Source organism: Marinobacter sp. H13 (assembly GCF_059072335.1).
This window is the reverse complement of record NZ_JCACRU010000001.1, coordinates 174,741-191,196: the sequence shown is the minus strand read 5'-3', so window position 1 is coordinate 191,196 and position 16,456 is coordinate 174,741. Positions and strand designations below refer to the sequence as shown.

At 52.9% G+C, this 16,456-nt stretch carries 14 protein-coding genes and 1 pseudogene; 13 read left to right on the top strand and 2 right to left on the bottom strand.

The genetic code is table 11. The annotated features are described in order from the left end of the window. The first annotated feature begins 111 nt into the window (after nt 1–111). The 4 genes and pseudogenes from AC5JQH_RS00865 to prpD all read left to right on the top strand — a co-directional run bounded on the left by AC5JQH_RS00865 (nt 112) and on the right by prpD (nt 2,687). A complete protein-coding gene (locus AC5JQH_RS00865; protein ID WP_008171934.1) occupies nt 112–369 on the top strand; it encodes a type II toxin-antitoxin system RelE family toxin in 258 nt (85 codons plus the stop codon). Beyond that, nucleotides 366–743 (top strand): helix-turn-helix domain-containing protein, encoded by a 378-nt coding sequence (locus AC5JQH_RS00860; protein ID WP_092029733.1) that lies wholly within the window; start codon nt 366–368, stop codon nt 741–743. Before AC5JQH_RS00865 ends, AC5JQH_RS00860 begins: the two co-directional genes overlap by 4 nt. Then, nucleotides 743–1,168 (top strand): annotated as a pseudogene (locus AC5JQH_RS00855) (PrpF domain-containing protein); the annotation flags it as partial. The gene AC5JQH_RS00860 and the pseudogene AC5JQH_RS00855, both read left to right, overlap by 1 nt. Before the next feature lie 34 nt (nt 1,169–1,202). After that, nucleotides 1,203–2,687 carry a 2-methylcitrate dehydratase gene (prpD, locus tag AC5JQH_RS00850; RefSeq protein ID WP_092029731.1) on the top strand — a complete coding sequence of 495 codons (1,485 nt, stop codon included), beginning with the start codon at nt 1,203–1,205 and terminating at the stop codon, nt 2,685–2,687. Between the two features lie 206 nt (nt 2,688–2,893). On the opposite strand, the gene AC5JQH_RS00845 is transcribed toward prpD, so the two are convergent. Then, nucleotides 2,894–3,934, bottom strand: a complete 1,041-nt coding sequence (locus AC5JQH_RS00845) for an AAA family ATPase (protein ID WP_493805179.1) — start codon at nt 3,932–3,934, stop codon at nt 2,894–2,896. A gap of 20 nt (nt 3,935–3,954) precedes the next feature. Then, nucleotides 3,955–4,863 carry an XrtA system polysaccharide deacetylase gene (locus tag AC5JQH_RS00840; RefSeq protein ID WP_493805178.1) on the bottom strand — a complete coding sequence of 303 codons (909 nt, stop codon included), beginning with the start codon at nt 4,861–4,863 and terminating at the stop codon, nt 3,955–3,957. Between the two features lie 268 nt (nt 4,864–5,131). Between AC5JQH_RS00840 and AC5JQH_RS00835 the strand changes: the two genes are divergently transcribed. From AC5JQH_RS00835 to AC5JQH_RS00795, 9 genes are read left to right on the top strand one after another with little or no spacing between them, the layout of a single operon-like run. Beyond that, nucleotides 5,132–6,538, top strand: a complete 1,407-nt coding sequence (locus AC5JQH_RS00835) for a TIGR03013 family XrtA/PEP-CTERM system glycosyltransferase (RefSeq protein ID WP_493805177.1) — start codon at nt 5,132–5,134, stop codon at nt 6,536–6,538. Between the two features lie 38 nt (nt 6,539–6,576). Next, entirely contained in the window at nt 6,577–7,215 is a 639-nt protein-coding gene (locus tag AC5JQH_RS00830; protein WP_008171919.1) for an XrtA/PEP-CTERM system exopolysaccharide export protein, read from the top strand. Further along, nucleotides 7,215–8,786: an XrtA system polysaccharide chain length determinant gene (locus tag AC5JQH_RS00825; RefSeq protein ID WP_493805176.1), complete on the top strand. Its 1,572-nt coding sequence runs from the start codon at nt 7,215–7,217 to the stop codon at nt 8,784–8,786. Before AC5JQH_RS00830 ends, AC5JQH_RS00825 begins: the two co-directional genes overlap by 1 nt. Next, nucleotides 8,786–9,661 (top strand): P-loop NTPase family protein, encoded by an 876-nt coding sequence (locus tag AC5JQH_RS00820; protein WP_493805175.1) that lies wholly within the window; start codon nt 8,786–8,788, stop codon nt 9,659–9,661. The genes AC5JQH_RS00825 and AC5JQH_RS00820 overlap by 1 nt, the downstream gene beginning before the upstream one ends. A gap of 4 nt (nt 9,662–9,665) precedes the next feature. Then, the gene (locus tag AC5JQH_RS00815; protein ID WP_493805174.1) at nt 9,666–11,015 is read left to right on the top strand and encodes a hypothetical protein; all 1,350 of its coding nucleotides are present in this window, start codon (nt 9,666–9,668) and stop codon (nt 11,013–11,015) included. 25 nt (nt 11,016–11,040) lie between these two features. Next, nucleotides 11,041–12,153 carry a GNAT family N-acetyltransferase gene (locus AC5JQH_RS00810; protein WP_008171912.1) on the top strand — a complete coding sequence of 371 codons (1,113 nt, stop codon included), beginning with the start codon at nt 11,041–11,043 and terminating at the stop codon, nt 12,151–12,153. After that, complete coding sequence (locus AC5JQH_RS00805) at nt 12,150–13,370, top strand: TIGR03087 family PEP-CTERM/XrtA system glycosyltransferase (RefSeq protein ID WP_493805173.1); 1,221 nt, start codon at nt 12,150–12,152, stop codon at nt 13,368–13,370. The genes AC5JQH_RS00810 and AC5JQH_RS00805 overlap by 4 nt, the downstream gene beginning before the upstream one ends. Further along, nucleotides 13,367–13,984 carry an acyltransferase gene (locus AC5JQH_RS00800; RefSeq protein ID WP_493805172.1) on the top strand — a complete coding sequence of 206 codons (618 nt, stop codon included), beginning with the start codon at nt 13,367–13,369 and terminating at the stop codon, nt 13,982–13,984. The genes AC5JQH_RS00805 and AC5JQH_RS00800 overlap by 4 nt, the downstream gene beginning before the upstream one ends. Beyond that, nucleotides 13,981–16,449, top strand: coding sequence for an RIFT barrel domain-containing protein (locus tag AC5JQH_RS00795; RefSeq protein ID WP_493805171.1), 2,469 nt, complete (start codon nt 13,981–13,983; stop codon nt 16,447–16,449). Before AC5JQH_RS00800 ends, AC5JQH_RS00795 begins: the two co-directional genes overlap by 4 nt. Nucleotides 16,450–16,456 lie beyond the last annotated feature (7 nt).

Below are 16,456 nucleotides of genomic sequence, written 5' to 3'. Positions count from 1 at the left end.
ATTCCCGGCTTTGTCTTGGTGGGTAGATGTTCAGAGTTCGTCTCTCCTCAAGAATAGCGCGGCCTACCTCTAAGGTTTACTAACAGAAAACTAATTAGTAAACTCCCCCCCATGTATTCCATAAAATTCAAAAAATCTGCGCTTAAGGCGCTTCGAAAGATTCCGAGGCCCATAGCCCAAAAGATCATGTCGGAACTTGAATCGATCGCCCGGGATCCTGAAAGCTACAACGGAGACTGGAAGCCCCTTAAGGGAAGGCCTTATTGGCGACTCCGTCAGGGCGGTTACAGGGCAATTTGCAGTATTGATGATGGCCAGCTGGTTTTATTGGTTTTGAAAGTTGGTGCGAGAGGAGATGTTTACAAATGAGCGTTCAGATTATTGAAAAATCAGGCAAACCTGAATATGCGGTGATTCCTTACGCAGAGTATCAGGAATTGCTGGAGATGGCTCAGGATGCGCGTGACATTCAAGACGCCGATGCAGCTCTCGCGGCCCTTTCAACCGGAGAGGATGAGGCGATTCCTGGATCGGTCGCGACGCGCCTCCTGTCAGGTGATGAGCATCCGCTTAAAATTTGGAGAGAGTATCGAGGCTTCACTCAGGAATCACTGGGCAACGAAGCTGGGATAGGAAAATCGTACGTGTCTCAAATTGAAGCCGGAGCCAAAATGGGTTCTACACAGGTACTTGGAGCGCTTGCGAAGGCTCTTAAGGTCGATATCGACGATCTATTGCGGTGATTTCCGCTGTAAAAATGGGACTGATCCAGAACATCGAAGAAGCCGCCAATCGCCAGCACACCCCGAAAGTGGCCTTCGTGGCGAAACCGTTTGATTACGTATCGTCAAGCGGCAAAAGCATTGGGGCAGGGGACGTGGATGTACTGGTTCGCGCGCTGTCCATGGGCAAGCTCCACCACGCCATGATGGGCACGGCGGCGGTGGCCATTGCCACAGCATCGGCCGTTCCCGGAACCCTCGTAAACCTTGCGGCAGGTGGTGGCGACAGAACCCATGTGACCTTTGGTCACCCCTCCGGCACGTTGCGTGTTGGAGCAGAAGCGAAGGAAGTGAATGGTCAGTGGACCGCAACCAAAGCCATTATGAGCCGCAGTGCGCGGGTTTTGATGGAAGGTTGGGTTAGGGGGCCTGGCGATAGCTTCTGACGGAATCTATAGTGGGGGCAAGGAGGTTCCCACTATGTCAGCAACATTCGATCTCAACGAACGCCCAGACTATGACGAAATCCTGCAAAAGATCGCGGATTACGTTCTGACCTATGAAATAACGAGCGAAGAAGCCTGGAAAACCGCTCGCTTCTGCCTGATGGACACCCTTGGTTGTGGTCTTCTGGCTTTGCGCTTTCCCGAATGCACAAAACATCTCGGCCCAATCGTTGAGGGCACGATGGTTCCCCATGGTGCCCGTGTGCCCGGAACTTCCTTCCGGCTTGATCCAGTCAAGGCCGCCTGGGATATTGGTTGCATTGTTCGCTGGCTGGACTACAACGACACCTGGCTAGCGGCAGAGTGGGGCCATCCATCTGACAACCTTGGCGCCATACTGGCCGTTGCAGACCACCTCTCGCAAAAACAGGTTGCCGAAGGCAAAGAGCCTCTAACCATGCATAGTGTTCTGGAAGCCATGATCATGGCCCACGAAATCCAGGGCGTTTTGGCACTCGAGAACTCCTTCAACCGGGTAGGGCTTGATCACGTGGTACTGGTAAAAGTCGCGTCTACGGCGGTTTCGGCAAAATTGATGGGTGCCAATCGCGAGCAGATGCTCTCTGCATTGTCCCACGCCTGGGTAGATGGCCAGTCGCTCAGAACCTACCGCCACGCGCCCAATGCAGGCTCCAGAAAATCCTGGGCCGCAGGCGATGCCACATCGCGAGCCGTGAGGCTTGCCGATATCGCCATGCGCGGCGAGATGGGCATCCCCAGCGCCTTAACTGCGCCGCAGTGGGGCTTCTACGACGTATTGTTCAGCAAAACCAACAAAGACCAAAAACTGAAGCCTGAAGACAAGCGTCAGTTTTCTTTACCACAGGAGTTTGGCTCATATGTGATGGAGAACATCCTGTTCAAGATTTCCTTCCCGGCCGAGTTTCACGCCCAGACCGCAGCCGAAGCCGCGGTTAGTCTGCACCCGCAAGTGAAAGACCGGCTGGACGAGATTGACCGGATTGTTATCACCACCCACGAATCTGCTATTCGCATAATTTCAAAGAAGGGCGATCTGGCCAATGCGGCCGACCGGGACCATTGCCTGCAATACATGATTGCCGTTCCTCTGATTTTTGGACATTTGAAAGCGGAGCACTACGAAGACAGCTTTCACGCGGGAAACCCGATCATCGATCAGCTTCGCGAAAAGATGGAAGTGGTTGAAGATGAGAGATACACCCGGGAATATCTGGAAGGAGACAAGCGGTCCATCGCCAACGCCATTCAGGTATTTTTCAAGGATGGCAGCAGTACTGAACAGGTGGCGGTTGAATACCCGATTGGGCACCGTCGTCGCAGGGCGGATGGTCTTCCGCTGCTGGAGGAAAAGTTTCGTGACAATCTTGCCACCCGCTTTCCGGCACAGCAATGCCATAAGATCGGCTGGTTATGCACGGATCAGAATCAACTGGAAATAACTCCGGTAAATCAGTTTATGGAGCTATTCGTGATTTGAGCAGGCAATGAAAAGGCCCTTAATCGAGGGCCTTGATTCAAATCGAGCGATGGCGCGCTTTGTATGTATTGATCAGCCTGATTGAGAAACATCAGGTGCCGGGTGACAACCCGGGGCCGCGCCGCCACGCCCCATATATCAGGCATGCCCTCTCCGTCAGTGCCGGGATTGATTTAGAATTTGTAGCTGGACCTTATGTCGGAAATTTATTTCCGATTTGGCGACAGTGGTTTCACATTGTCCGGATGTCTGGCGGGTTCTCGCGACTCTTCGGTAGACCTTGACGTCAGTTGCTCCAGGCGGGAGTCAATACGTTCCAGTGCTGTCGCAATACGCGATAGGGCATCATTTGATGGCATCGCCGGGTTGTTTTGCGGTCTTCTTTCCTTTGCGTCGCCACCCGATTGTCGTCTGGTGGCCTGTCTGCGTGGCGCTTCTGTAGATGTATCTTCACCCAACAAATCCCGCCGAATGCCTTTCAGATCGAATGGATCGATGAACGGCCGGTCTTCTGAATAGGCGCACATCATCATGCCGTCACAAAGTTTGTTGATCAGGCGCGGTATGCCCTTGCTGAGCTTGTGAATTTCACGGACGGTATCGTCGTCAAACAGCTTGTTCCCGCCATGTCCGGAGACAAGAAGGCGGTAATCGATATATTCGGCGGTCTCAGCAGCGGTCAGCCCTTCCAAGTGGAAGAAAAGCTTTACTCTCTGTGACAACTGAGGGATGTCGCTGACCGCCTTTTTAAGCTCGGGCTGGCCGAGGAGGATCACACGCATGGAAGGCCCCCCCATGCTCTCCATGCCGGTCAACATCCGGATGTCTTCGAGATTTTCCCGGCTCAGGTTTTGAGCTTCATCAATGGTCAGAACAACCGGGGTGCCAGCCGCAGCCATGCCCTCAAGGTACTCTGTGATCTGGAACAGCATCGCGACTTTGCTGTCATCCTCGATCTTCATGCCGGCCTTGCGCAGGATAAGACCAAACAAATCTTTTGATTCGAGGTTTGTGTAGGAAATATTAAGGAGTTTTAAGTCGCCCTCAAGGTTGCGGATAGTCTTCTTGAGCAAGGTCGTCTTACCGGAGCCGATCTCCCCGCTGATCACCACAAAACCTTCAGAACTCCATATGGCAGAGGACATGTAGACATAAGCCCGTGAGTGCTGCTGGCTCATGTAAATGAAATCGTCTTCTGGAGTGATGCGAAACGGGTGTCTGTGCAGACCGAAGAATTCCAGATACATCTCTAGTTCCTATCCTTCGCCTAAGCCAGGCGGATCATTTGGTTGCTTCGCAAAAGGGTTTTATCAGGCTCGTAAGCGTTATAGCTTTCGCTTACAGTACCAAACCGGAAATCCTGGAGCAGTCGTTCCAGGCGGCCATAGCAGCGGTCAAGATTGGTGTAATGGCGGAAGCGAGAGAACCAGCTGGCATCACTGTACCGTGGCTGATCAGGATCGATTTCCCAGGGATGCAGATAGAACATCTGGGGACGGTCCCCAAAACCTGAGGCATTGCGGAACAGATAGCGAAACACCGGATAAGGGAACTGGCGGAAATAACCACCACCCGCTGCGGGTATCGCCATTCCCATAACACTAGCGGTTGTCAGGGGAAACTCCCGCATGATGTTTCCGTTTGCCGTTTCGATGGAGTAGGGCACTGATGGCGAACCGGGGATGCCGTAACGATCATGTCGGATCGGGAAAATACTCGAGTCCCAGGTAAAACCCGCCTCGCTGAGAATATCCAGTGCCCACAGAGAGTCTTTCGTGATCGAATAGCTGGCCGCCCGGTATCCGTTTACTTCGAGGCCGATAATGTCCTCCAAGAGCTTCTTTGAGCGAAGTGTTTCCTCCCGAAAAGTCTCTTGAGATTGGTTGTAAATGAGTTGGTGGCTGTACCCGTGAGAAGCGATCTCGTGACCGTGGTCCGCCAATTTTCTGATGAGCTGCGGAAAGCGATCAGCGACCCAGCCCAGAACAAAAAAGGTTGCCTTGACGTTGTGATTGTCAAAGAGCTCCAAAAGACGTTCGGTGTTTTGCTCGACACGGCTTGGCAGCGAGCCCCATTGTTCGGCACTGATGACCCCTGAGAGCGCTGCAACGTGGAAATAGTCTTCAACATCAATACTCATTGCGTGCAAAGGCGATTTTGCTTCCGGGCTAGACATGGGTACTCCTTCCCAATTCACCACCGACAGGACGATTTTCACTCAGCTATCCGTTAAATACAATTTTAGTTGGTGTTAAAAATCAACCGAATCATAAAAGAATGTAAAAGTGTGTTACACAAAGATACAATCGTGTTGAGGTTGCGTTTTGCTGAGCGCAGAATGCACAGTATATAAAGAGGTACCGGTGGCCCAGGGTGGTTTGCCGCCGGGATAATTCGAAGTCGGTCTGTCGCTGATTGTCAAACAGACGACAAGGAAGTTCAGCGTGTCATATATTCGGTTCCGTAAACATTACCTGCACATACCCTACCTGGTACTGGCCGTACTGGAGTTCGGGCTTCTCTTCGCAATTTTTTCGTTACTCACCCTTTTTCTGACCTTCGCAGGTATCGATCACGCTCCGATGTCTGTCGATCTGGTCTCTGCGCTGCTTTTCGCCGTTATTCTCAGCAGTGGCACGCTCGCGATGGGTGGCTATCTGGCCATGGTCCACGAAAGTCTCTCCTCCCTGTTTTTTCGCACCCTGGTAGCCTACTGTTTTGTAGGTGGGATCGGGCTGACCGTGCTCTACATGGTCATGCCCACCGCGGATCCGGGCAGTGCCAACCTGTTCTGGGCCGTCATTCTTGCATCCCTGGCGGTGATTCTGCTTCGTCTTGTATTTCTCCGGATTGTGGATTCGGAACAGGTTGTGCGTCGTGTAGTTATTTTTGGCGCGGGAGATTTCGCTGCCTCACTGCTTGAGGAATATGAAACCAACATGAAGGCGCTGGGTGTAAGGATTATTGGCTGCATTGCCGACACTCCCACCCGGTCGGTTGCAGACGACAAACTTCTCCCTACACCGCGAGATTTTTACGAGTTCTGCCGCCAGAACAAGGTCTCAGAAATTGTTGTGGTTCAGCAGGAGCGCCGTCGTGCCGAAGGAGGATGGCTTCCGGTACCTGAATTGATGGAGTGTAAGCTGCGGGGCATCGCAGTCACTAGTGGCCTCGAATTTTATGAAAGGGAATTAAAGAAGGCGAAGCTGGATATGGTACACCCGTCCTGGATCGTCTTCTCCGAGGGGTTCAAGGCATCAAAGAGCAGAGCGCTTGCCAAGCGGCTCCTGGATCTCGTCATTAGCCTTACATTACTCACAGTAATGCTTCCTTTCATTATCCTCACGGCTTTGGCGGTATTCCTGGAAACAGGAAGGCCGATACTCTATAGCCAGAAACGTGTAGGCATGCTTGGGAAGGAATTTCGGATTTATAAGTTCCGCAGCATGCGGCAGGACGCCGAGAAAGACGGTAAGCCCCGTTGGGCGTCTACGAACGATGACCGCGTAACAAGGGTTGGCGCATTCATCCGCAATACCAGACTGGATGAACTTCCTCAGATCTATAATGTGATCAAGGGCGAAATGAGCATCGTTGGTCCCCGGCCTGAACGACCGGAGTTTGTCTCTGAACTGAAGGAAAAAATACCGTTTTACGACACACGTCATTACGTGAAGCCTGGATTAATGGGCTGGGCACAGCTTAAATATCCGTATGGTGCATCGGTGGAGGATGCCAAAGGCAAACTTGAATACGACCTCTACTATTCCAAGAATCACAGTTTGGTAATGGACTTTTTGATCATGATTCAAACCGTTGAGGTAGTGCTCCTTGGAAAGGGTGTGCGCTGATGATGACTAGTATAACAACAGGGATTTGGAGAACATTTATGTGTACGTTCAGTTACTTGCGGCAGGTAATGATAGTAGCGCTTGTCCTCGTTCTGGGGGGGTGCTCCGGCCTTCCGTCCTCTTCTGAAATGCCGCCGGTTTCCGAGCTGGAACCGGAGCCGTATCAGATTGGCGTTGGAGATACCATTTCGATTCATGTCTGGCGTAATCCGGAACTGGGACAATCCATCGTTGTTCGACCTGACGGATTTATATCAATGCCCCTTATGGGAGACGTAAAAGCCGAAGGCAAAGAGCCGGAGGCGCTGGCTTCAGAAATCAGCGTTGCGCTTGGCGAGTATATTCGTACTCCAGAAGTCACTATTATGGTCACCAGTCCGGCGAGCAAAGAGTTCCGCAATCGCATCCGGGTTACCGGCCAGGTCGCTTCACCTCAGTCCGTTGCATTTCAGCCAGGCATGACAGTGCTAGACATAGTGCTCATGGCAGGCGGAGTAACCGATTTTGGGGCGGGTGGACGCGCGATTCTTCATCGGCAAATTGATGGCGAATACAAGAGCTACTCGCTCGATCTGGATGCAATCTTGAGTGATGGTGATATGCGCACGAACCATCCCCTGCAACCAGGAGATGTAATCAGCGTGCCAAGAAAAGATCTTTTCCGAGGTGAGCTCTGATGGACATCCAGTTCATTCTGGATATTTTGCGGGCAGTGAAGCTTGAACTATACAGCAAGCGTGTCGCTGCTGTTGTCATCTTTATGTTGGTCACCGCTGGTGTTCTGACCTTTGGTTACCTCATGCCCAAGCAGTACACCTCGGAAGCTGTTTTATATGCGGATCAATCGAATATCCTGCAGCCTCTGTTGAGAGGGCAGGCTGAAGTTACCCAGATCGATCGTATAAATGAAGCCCGCGAAATGCTCCAGAGCCGCTCTTTCCTCGAACAGGTTGGTCTCGATACTGGCCTGATTATGGGAGGAGAAACAGACCAGAGACGCAATGGCATTATTTCCCAGCTAAGAAACCAGATCCGTTTGCGTGTTACCAACGGGAACTTCCTGGAGCTGCGGTATACCAGTGGCGACCCTGATGAATCATTCCGCGTGCTGAGTTCGGTGCTTAATCGCTTTGTTGAGAGAACTGTGCGAAAGAAACGCTCCGAAAGTCAGGGAGCGTTCGAATTCATCGATTCGCAAGTCAAGTCATATCAACGACAGCTTGAGGAAGCAGAGCAAAGACTGAAGGAGTTCAAGGCCGCCAATCAGGACGGTACGGAAGGCAGTGTGCAGGGAAGGATCGAATCGCTCCGCCGGGACATCGAAAACCTGAAACTTGAAATCCAGCAGACCGAATCGGAAGTTCGCCTGACCCGCGCTCAATTGCAGGAAGAAGAGCCCGTTCGCCGAATCACAGTCGATCCAGGCAAGTCCTCAATCGAAAGGCGTCTTGCGACCATGTACCAGGAGCTGGATTCCCTGCTGCTGAAATACCATGAGAAACACCCCGATGTGGTCAGCATCAAAGATCAGATTGCAGACCTGGAGCGGCAAAAATCAACGGAAGGGGATGGTGCCCGTGAGGGTGCGGTCACCGAGGTTCTGGAAAATCCGGTTTATGAAAACCTGAAAATACAGCTCTCGGAAAGCACGACTCGTCTGGAAGTACAGAAGAATCGACTGGCTTCACTGCAACGTCTGCTTGAGGAAGCATTCGAGCGGTCCCAGCGAGTCGCACAGAACCAGGCGGAATTGTCTGATCTTACCCGGGATTACGACGTTACCCGTGGTGTCTACGAAGATATGTTGCAACGTCGGGAAAAGGCCCGGCTGTCAATGACTCTTGACGTTCAGGGCGAGGGGGTCAGTTACAAAATCCAGGAGCCGGCATCCTACCCCACCACCTGGGATGGCCTGCAGTTATATCAGGTCGGCATTGCAGGTCCTTTCCTTGGCAGTGCGGCCGTTCTTGGCTTGCTGACAATGCTGGTAATGTTTGATCAACGGGTGCGGTCTCCCCGGGCCTTGCAGTTGGCACTGCCGGAGACCATCCCTGTCATTACAACCATCCCCCATTACCGTAGCACTTGGAAAGACCGGCTTCTTAGAAAAGATGTCCTGTTTATCCTGTTCATCCTGGTGGTGTTTATGCTTGGTTATCTCGCAGTGCTGTTGTTCAGCGTCATGGGGGTTACGCCTGACCAATTGGTCGAGAGAGTCAGGGAGTTGACTGGTCTTGGGGGCAATTGATGGACGATAACAAGCTCTACAACGCATTGCTGAAAAGTCAGGAAGAGCGGCGTCTACTTGAGCAAAAGCGTGGTGAGGCCAGACCGGAGGAAAACTTTCGGAAAGAACGACCTTTCGCGGGTTCCGACCGATTGAAGCCGAACTGGGTAAGAATCGATACAGACGATGGTGAGAACGCCCCAACAGTCTATGACTCGTCAGTCTCTCTGGCTCTGATTGGCAACCCGAAACCCTGGAGCAGGGACCAGCTTCGAGAGCGCAAAATCATCTACTCCGGCATGCCGGATAAAGAAGTGATGGATGCCTATCGGGAGCTGCGTATTCAGCTCCGCAACAAAGCAGGTGAGGGAAACTTCACGGTACTCTTCAGCAGCCTGGGTGATAAAGGGGGTTCTGTTTTGACCGCCTTTAACCTCGCGGTTTCCTTTGCCATGGATTCGCATACTTCCGCACTTCTTGTGGATTGTGATCCCTATCACGAAGCGCTGACAAACCTTGTTTCCAGTCCAATGACCGCGGGTGTTACCGATTTCGTTGCAGATTCCTCACTAAAAATCAAAAATATTCTATACCCTAGTGGTGTTGCCAGGCTTTCCGTGATTCCTGCAGGCACACAGGTATCTTCGGCTGTTGAGCTATTCTCTGCGGTGCGTATGCGGGATCTGATGAATGAGCTTAAAGCTCGCTATCCGGACCGGTGCATCATTATCAACGCTCCACCTTTCCGGGATAACACTGAAGCCCGGATTCTGGAGCGATTTGCTGATCAGGTCGTCTTTGGCGTTCCTTTCGGAGAGGTGACTGGTGAGGAAATTTCGGAGTCGGTAGATGTTCTGGATTCCGATAAATTCTCTGGTCTGGTTTTTCAGGAGTAAAGTCATGAAGCTCAGAGTGGACAGGGCACGTCGGCTCAAGGCACCCATTTTGATTGGTTTATGCATGATGGGCGCAAACGCTTCAGGGCAGGGTCTGAGCGACAAAGTAACAGCAATAAACGGCTCCGGCTCGGTATTTACCGGCTTAACCCACACCAGAACAGATACGGCCTCTGGCACAGACACCAACACCGAGCCAAGTGTTGGTCTTTCCGGAACCCTTGGCGGTAACTTGGAAAGCGGCGCCAATTCGCTCCAGCTACGATATGGCGGCACGCTTGAAACCAGGCGGGATACCTTTGGCGGAGGTCAAACCGACAGTAGCTCGGTTACCGGGGCATCGCGGTTCGTCCATTTTGATCCGGCAAGCCGCTTTGATTTTAACCTGGGCCACACTGTCAGCTCAGTACGAAACGACACCGGTTTCGTTGTAAACCCTTCGAGCTACGATACCCGCAACACGCTGAGTGCTGGCGCGGGCCTCCGATTTTTTCCAGGCGACTTAACCACATTGCGTTTCTCGGGCCAGGCGGGCAAAAGCTTTGGTGAAGGTGAGCTGAACGGAGGCGAGTCGTTTACCGCATCAGCGGATCTTACCCGTCGTCTTTCTGAGAGATCTTCAGCAAGTCTGGTAGGAAGCAGGAGCTGGTCTGATGATGACGGCCTGGACACGATAATAGATTCCGCTCAGGTCATTTATAACCGTACCCTGGAGAACGGTTCATTCAGGATCGGTGTAGGAACCAGTCGCTCTGAGACCGAGTTTGCTGATGGTTCCGAATCCGACGGTGATGCGGGAACGGGCTTCGTGAACCGCACCTGGGCTTCCGATGAATCGCAAACCACCGTGGCATACAACCGCCGTCTGTCAGACAGTACCACCGACCTGTCCCTCAATATTCCGGAGTTTCTGAACTTTTTACCGGACTCGATTCGAATCCGGGATCTGGTTGTCAGCGATTCCGTTTCGATAACCCACAGCACCTCCCGTCTTTGCGACGTTTGTACACTGGGACTCGTGGCTGAGGCTTCTGTGCTCGAGTCGCAGATCACAGGGGCTACCACCCATGAATACCGGACCGGAATTAACCTTGGAGTACAGCTAACGTCTCTTCAAAGGCTGAGTTTTGGTTATAGCTGGCAGGGAGACGCGGGCGAAGATGAGGGTACCATCATCGATCAGATCCACAGCTTAAACACTCGCTGGACCCGGCAGTTGGCGGAGAACACATCGTTCAGCGTTGACTTCAACCAGTCCTACCTGCGAAGCAAGCTGGAACGGAATGATCAAGAGCAGTTTACATTACGCCTTGTCCTGACCCATGGCTTTTCTCTGATGGGCACCGGGAGTTAGCGGCAGGCATGGAGTTAAGCCACTAATGCAAGCTGCGAGTCTTACCGAACTATGCTGCGAAGAGAGCAGCATTGAGCCAGAAGAACTTGCTGAAGAATGGCGGGATCTCGAGCAGTGGGCCAGCAACACCGTATTCCTTTCATGGCAATGGATTGGAGTGTGGCTATCTGTTTTCCAACCCAAAGCCAAAGTGCTGCGGGTTACACAGGGTACCCGGCTTGTTGGTTTGGGCATTGTAGTACGGTCGATTGAGCGTAGACATGCCGTTCTTCGCTCTCGGTGTTTGTACCTGCATCAGACCGGCGTGGAGTCGGAGGACCAGATCTGGATCGAATACAATGGATTTCTCTCAGGCCGGGGGTATGAGTCCGCCGTGGCGGTAGCGTGCCTGAACCATCTCAAACGGAGAGAGCCCGATTGGGATGAATTTGTTATCGGCGCAGCCGATGAAAATTACGTGCAGTCGGTATCAGAGGCTTCAGGTCTAGTTTCCCATGTTCGCTGGGAAGCGCCCTGTTTTGGTATTGATCTGTCCTCTCTCAGATCCAGTGGGCAAAGTTATCTCGATTCGTTATCTGCAAACAGTAGGCACCAGATTCGTCGCAGTCTCAGGCTTTACGAGCAAATTGGCGCCGTAACGTTGGTGCGACCAAAAACTCACGAAGAAGCTGATCTTGTATGGGGTTCAATCGCGCCATACCACCTCGCACGGTGGGGTGATAAAACGGGAGAAAGCGGGTTCGCCAACCCGGACTTCGTGCGGTTCCACCAAAGCTTCATCAGGACTAACTGGAAGGCCGGTGCAGTGGATTTGATCGTGCTCAAGGCAGGCGAAGAGGTCATCGCAATCTTTTACAACTTTCTCTACCGGAACCGGATCTACTTCTACCTTGCAGGCATCCGATCGGAGACGGACAACCGGCTGAAACCCGGTATGCTCGGCCACGCGCTCTGCGTAGAGGATTATCTCGATCGCGGTTACGACTTTTACGACTTCATGGGCGGAGAAGAAAGATACAAGCGCCAACTGGGTGTTCGACATCAATACCTGGTTCGCGCTGGACTACAGAGAGATCGCTGGAAACTCCGCGCTGAGCGAGCCGCAAGAACCATAAAGAATCGCTGGGAATTGATGTGAAGATCGTTGTTCTGTCCCACCGGATACCATTCCCCGCAAACAAGGGTGAAAAAATCCGAACGTTTCATCAGATCCAGTATCTGGCTGACTGCGGCCATGAAATAACGGTTCTTGCGCCTTATGAGCATGCCGAAGAAATCAGCTACGGCAAAGCGCTGGAAGAGCGCCTGAAAATAAAAACAATCATGTTTCCGCTTCGGCCCAAGTGGCTGAGGCTGGCGCGGGGTTTGGTAACAAACGACGCTTTGACACTCTCGTATTTTTACAGCGCCGGACTGCAAAAAACTTTCGACAGGCTGGTGAGTTCCGGAGATTACGATACAGTGCTGTGCACCGGCTCCGCCATGGCGCCTTATGTTTTCCGAAATCCTGAATTAACAGGGCGGGACAAACCAGCGCCGCTTCGTTTGATTATGGACTTTATGGATCTCGACTCCGATAAATGGCGGCAGTATCAGGCAAGTTCCGGCTTACCAATGAAACTGGTGTATGGGCGGGAGGCGAGGCTCATTAACCAGGTAGAGTTGAGAAGCTATCAACGGTTCGACGAGTGTTTTTTTATCTCGGCGAACGAGTTGGATCTCTTCTCCCTGCAGCTGCCTGAAAACCGGAAATTAAGTGTGCTTGGTAACGGGATAAATACCAGTTCTTTTTTCCCGGTCCGCGAGGAGGACGCTGCACGTAAACCGACGTTTTTGTTCACAGGCGTCATGAATTACAAACCAAACGAAGATGCCGTCCTCTGGTTTGTCGATGTGCTTTGGGAACCAATAAGAGCAGAATGGCCGGATGCAGAGTTCATTATTGCAGGCATGGACCCGAGTTCCAGAATCAAGCAGTTGGGTAGATTGCCCGGAATTGCCGTTACCGGGTTCGTTGAGGATATCGTGCCTTTCTACCAGAAAGCCGATGTTTTCGTTGCGCCGTTTCGGCTCGCCAGGGGCGTGCAGAATAAAATACTTCAGGCTTTGGCCTGTGGCCTCCCGGTTATAACAACCCGCATCGGATTGGAAGGAATCAATGCAACGCAGGGAGAAGACCTTCTCGTGGCTGATACTGAGCAGGAATTCTTCGAGGCCACAAAGCAGATACTTGAGAACGATAAACTCTATGACAGCTTGTCGCTGAACGGAGCAGAGCTCATCCAGAGGGAATACAGCTGGGACAGTGTTCTACAGGGTCTTGCCAGGGCAATAGAAGTAAAGGATTGCGCGTGACGGGTATTATGGAAATCGCAAAGAAAGCAATCAGGATCGGGGCCCTCATCGCGGTTAGCCCGTTGGTTATTCTGTACTGGTTGTTACGCCCTGTCAGCCGGGAGGACAGCCTGTTCGCCGGATTTTCCCAAACCATGTCCTTGTTTCCGGGGCTGCTGGGCAGTTATCTCAGAATCGCTTTCTACCGCTGCGCCATGAGCCATTGTGCGAGCGACAGCTATATTGGATTTGGCACCCTGTTTTCCCACCGGGATACCGAATTGCACAGCGGCATCTATATCGGCCCTCAATGCAACATCGGCTTATCCGCAATCCACCGTAACTGCCTCCTCGGGAGCGGCGTTCACCTGTTGAGCGGCAAGAACCAGCACCGTTTTGATGATCCGGATACCCCGGTTCGCCTGCAGGGCGGGGAATTCACCAAAATATCTCTCGGCGAAAATACCTGGGTTGGCAACGGCGCCATCATCATGGCGAACGTTGGCAGGGATTGCATTATCGGTGCAGGCACAGTGGTTACCAACGATGTTCCCCCCGGATCGATCGTGGCGGGCAATCCCGGTAAAGTCGTTCGGAGCCGATTCGCTGAACCAGCGCAGGGAGCCACGACATGAGGGCTGGCTCCGGCGTATTTGCAGGCACCGTGAATAACCCCCACAACCTTTTGCAGTGGCTGCGTTTCGGTCTCCCGGTTGAGAAAGGTGTGTGTGAGGATCCGCAGACGCTTGAGCTCACATCTGAAAGCGGGGATAGAATCGACGCAGAATTCAGTCCTTTAACGCGCTGGCAAGACGGCTCTGTTAAATGGGTTCTGGTGGATATTATCGGAGAAGTGTCCGGTGCCGCCTTTCTGCAGCAGAATGATGGGGCCGGGCGGAGCCCGGAGAGGCAGCACCCGGTGTCCTCCATTGACGGAGATTTTACCGAGGGGAAATGCCGTTTTTCTCTTGGTAATGGCATCAAAGCAGAACTACTGATTTCGGTTGAGGGTGCTGAACGGCGGCTGCAGCTGGCACAAAGCGAGGTTGACCAGAGAAGACTCAGTGCCGACTACGCGTGGGTGTTTGCGGTTGAGGGCGTTCGGGATCTGGAGGTTTCCCTTCGTGTGACTGATGTGCCGGGCACCGGCCAAATTGAGCTCAAGCCCAGGGTGCATAACCGTAGGGCCAGTGTACACCCAAACGGTTGCTGGGATCTGGGTGATCCCAATAGCCTCTATATCGACAGCTTTTCAGTGAAAGTAACCAACCCGAGGGCTTCCGATACCAAGCTGGAGCTCCGGGATCTGGCAGTGCATCCAGCTTTCGAGCGGTCCTACTCTGAGGGTGTGTTGGTACAGTATGGCAGTGGTGGTAAGCACTGGGATTCGCCGGTTCATATTGATAAAAACGGCCGGTCGACGGTTCCCGAGCGTGGCTTCAAGCTTTTTGATAACGAGGGAGGGCACCTGGCCCAGGGTTTACGGGCCAGCCCTATTGTTCGCTTCGACAATCCGAGTGCCCGGCGCTACCTGATCCCGGGCCAATTCTGGGAAAATTTTCCATCGTCTCTTGAAGTCACAGCCGGGCAGGCTGTCTGGCGGCTGTTCCCCAGGGAAACCGAACTGCAGCCAGGAGAAGCCAAGACCTGGCAATGTGATATCGGGTTTACCGAACGCAGCGCGAGTTTCATTTACGACCCGGGCTATATCGACCACACCGGCGTGGTCCTGGGGCGCAAGGTGGTTGCAACCAATGAGCTTACCGACCTGTTGGATAACAACCTTGCAGGGCCCGGTTCGTTTAAAGAGAAACGTGAAGCCTGTGATGAATACGGCTGGCGCAATTTCGGGGAGCTTTACGCTGATCATGAAGCCCTCAATTCAGCGAGCGAAGATATTTTTGTTTCGCATTACAACAACCAGTATGACCCGATATTCGGGTTTTCTTTAAGATACCTGGCCACCGGGGACCAACGCTGGGATCAATTGGCGTGCGATCTGGCGCAACATGTGGTCGATATCGACATCTATAAAACCGATCAGGACAAAGCTGAATACAACAACGGGCTCTTCTGGCACACGGATCATTATCTGCCAGCGCTTACCGCCACCCATCGCACCTATTCGAGAGACCATCAGTACGCCTATGAAGGGCATCAGGGCGGTGGGGGACCGGGCGGCCAGCACTGTTATCCTTCAGGGCTCGCTCTACGATACCTCCTGTCCGGAGACGACACGTTCAAGCATGCAGCCATCGGGCTGAGCCAATGGGTGCGCTGTTTCTATAATGGCTCACCGACGGTACTTGGCCGATTACACAGGCTGCTCACGGTCGATCTTAAAGCCGGACAAATGACCAACGTAGGCCTCATAGAGGAAGGGTACAAATACCCCCTTGACCGGGGCACAGGCAACTACCTGAACGCCCTCATTGATGCCTTCCTGGTCGGGGGAGATGCTGGTTTGCTGGATGAAATGCATGGCATTATCATCGAAACTGTGTCTCCGGATGATGATCTTGCGGCCCGGGATCTGGCGAACGTTGAGGAGCACTGGTTCTACATCGTATTCCTGCAATCACTCGCCCGGTACCTCCTGCTCAAGGAGCAACTCGAACAGCCGGATCATCATTATGCCTATGCCCGCCATACTTTCCTGCACTACGCCGAATGGGTGCTGAAGTACGAGGAGACCTACCTCTCCAATCCGGATGCCCTTGAGTTCCCAACGGATACCTGGGCCGCACAGGATTTAAGAAAGGCCAACGTGCTTTACTATGGAGCCTATTTCAATCCGGCAAGGGCAGAAGCCTTCAGGCGTCGGGCAGACCTGTTCTGGAATTATTGTGTAAACACCCTTGGACAATCCCCCGAAGCCCGTACCACCAGGATCCAGGCCATCGTAGCGCAGAACCTGGGCGTTCGTGAGTGGTGCCTGGAACGCGGAAGTTCACCCTACCGGCTGGTACCGCTTGAGCAGGTAAGGGTGAATAAATCGGGAATCGGTCAGCGCTTTTTCCGGGATATCCGGAAGATTTTCCGGGCCTTCTCTCTAACCAACGAAATCGGGTGGCTCAAGGGCCGCCTGAACGGGCGATGAGGGGGAC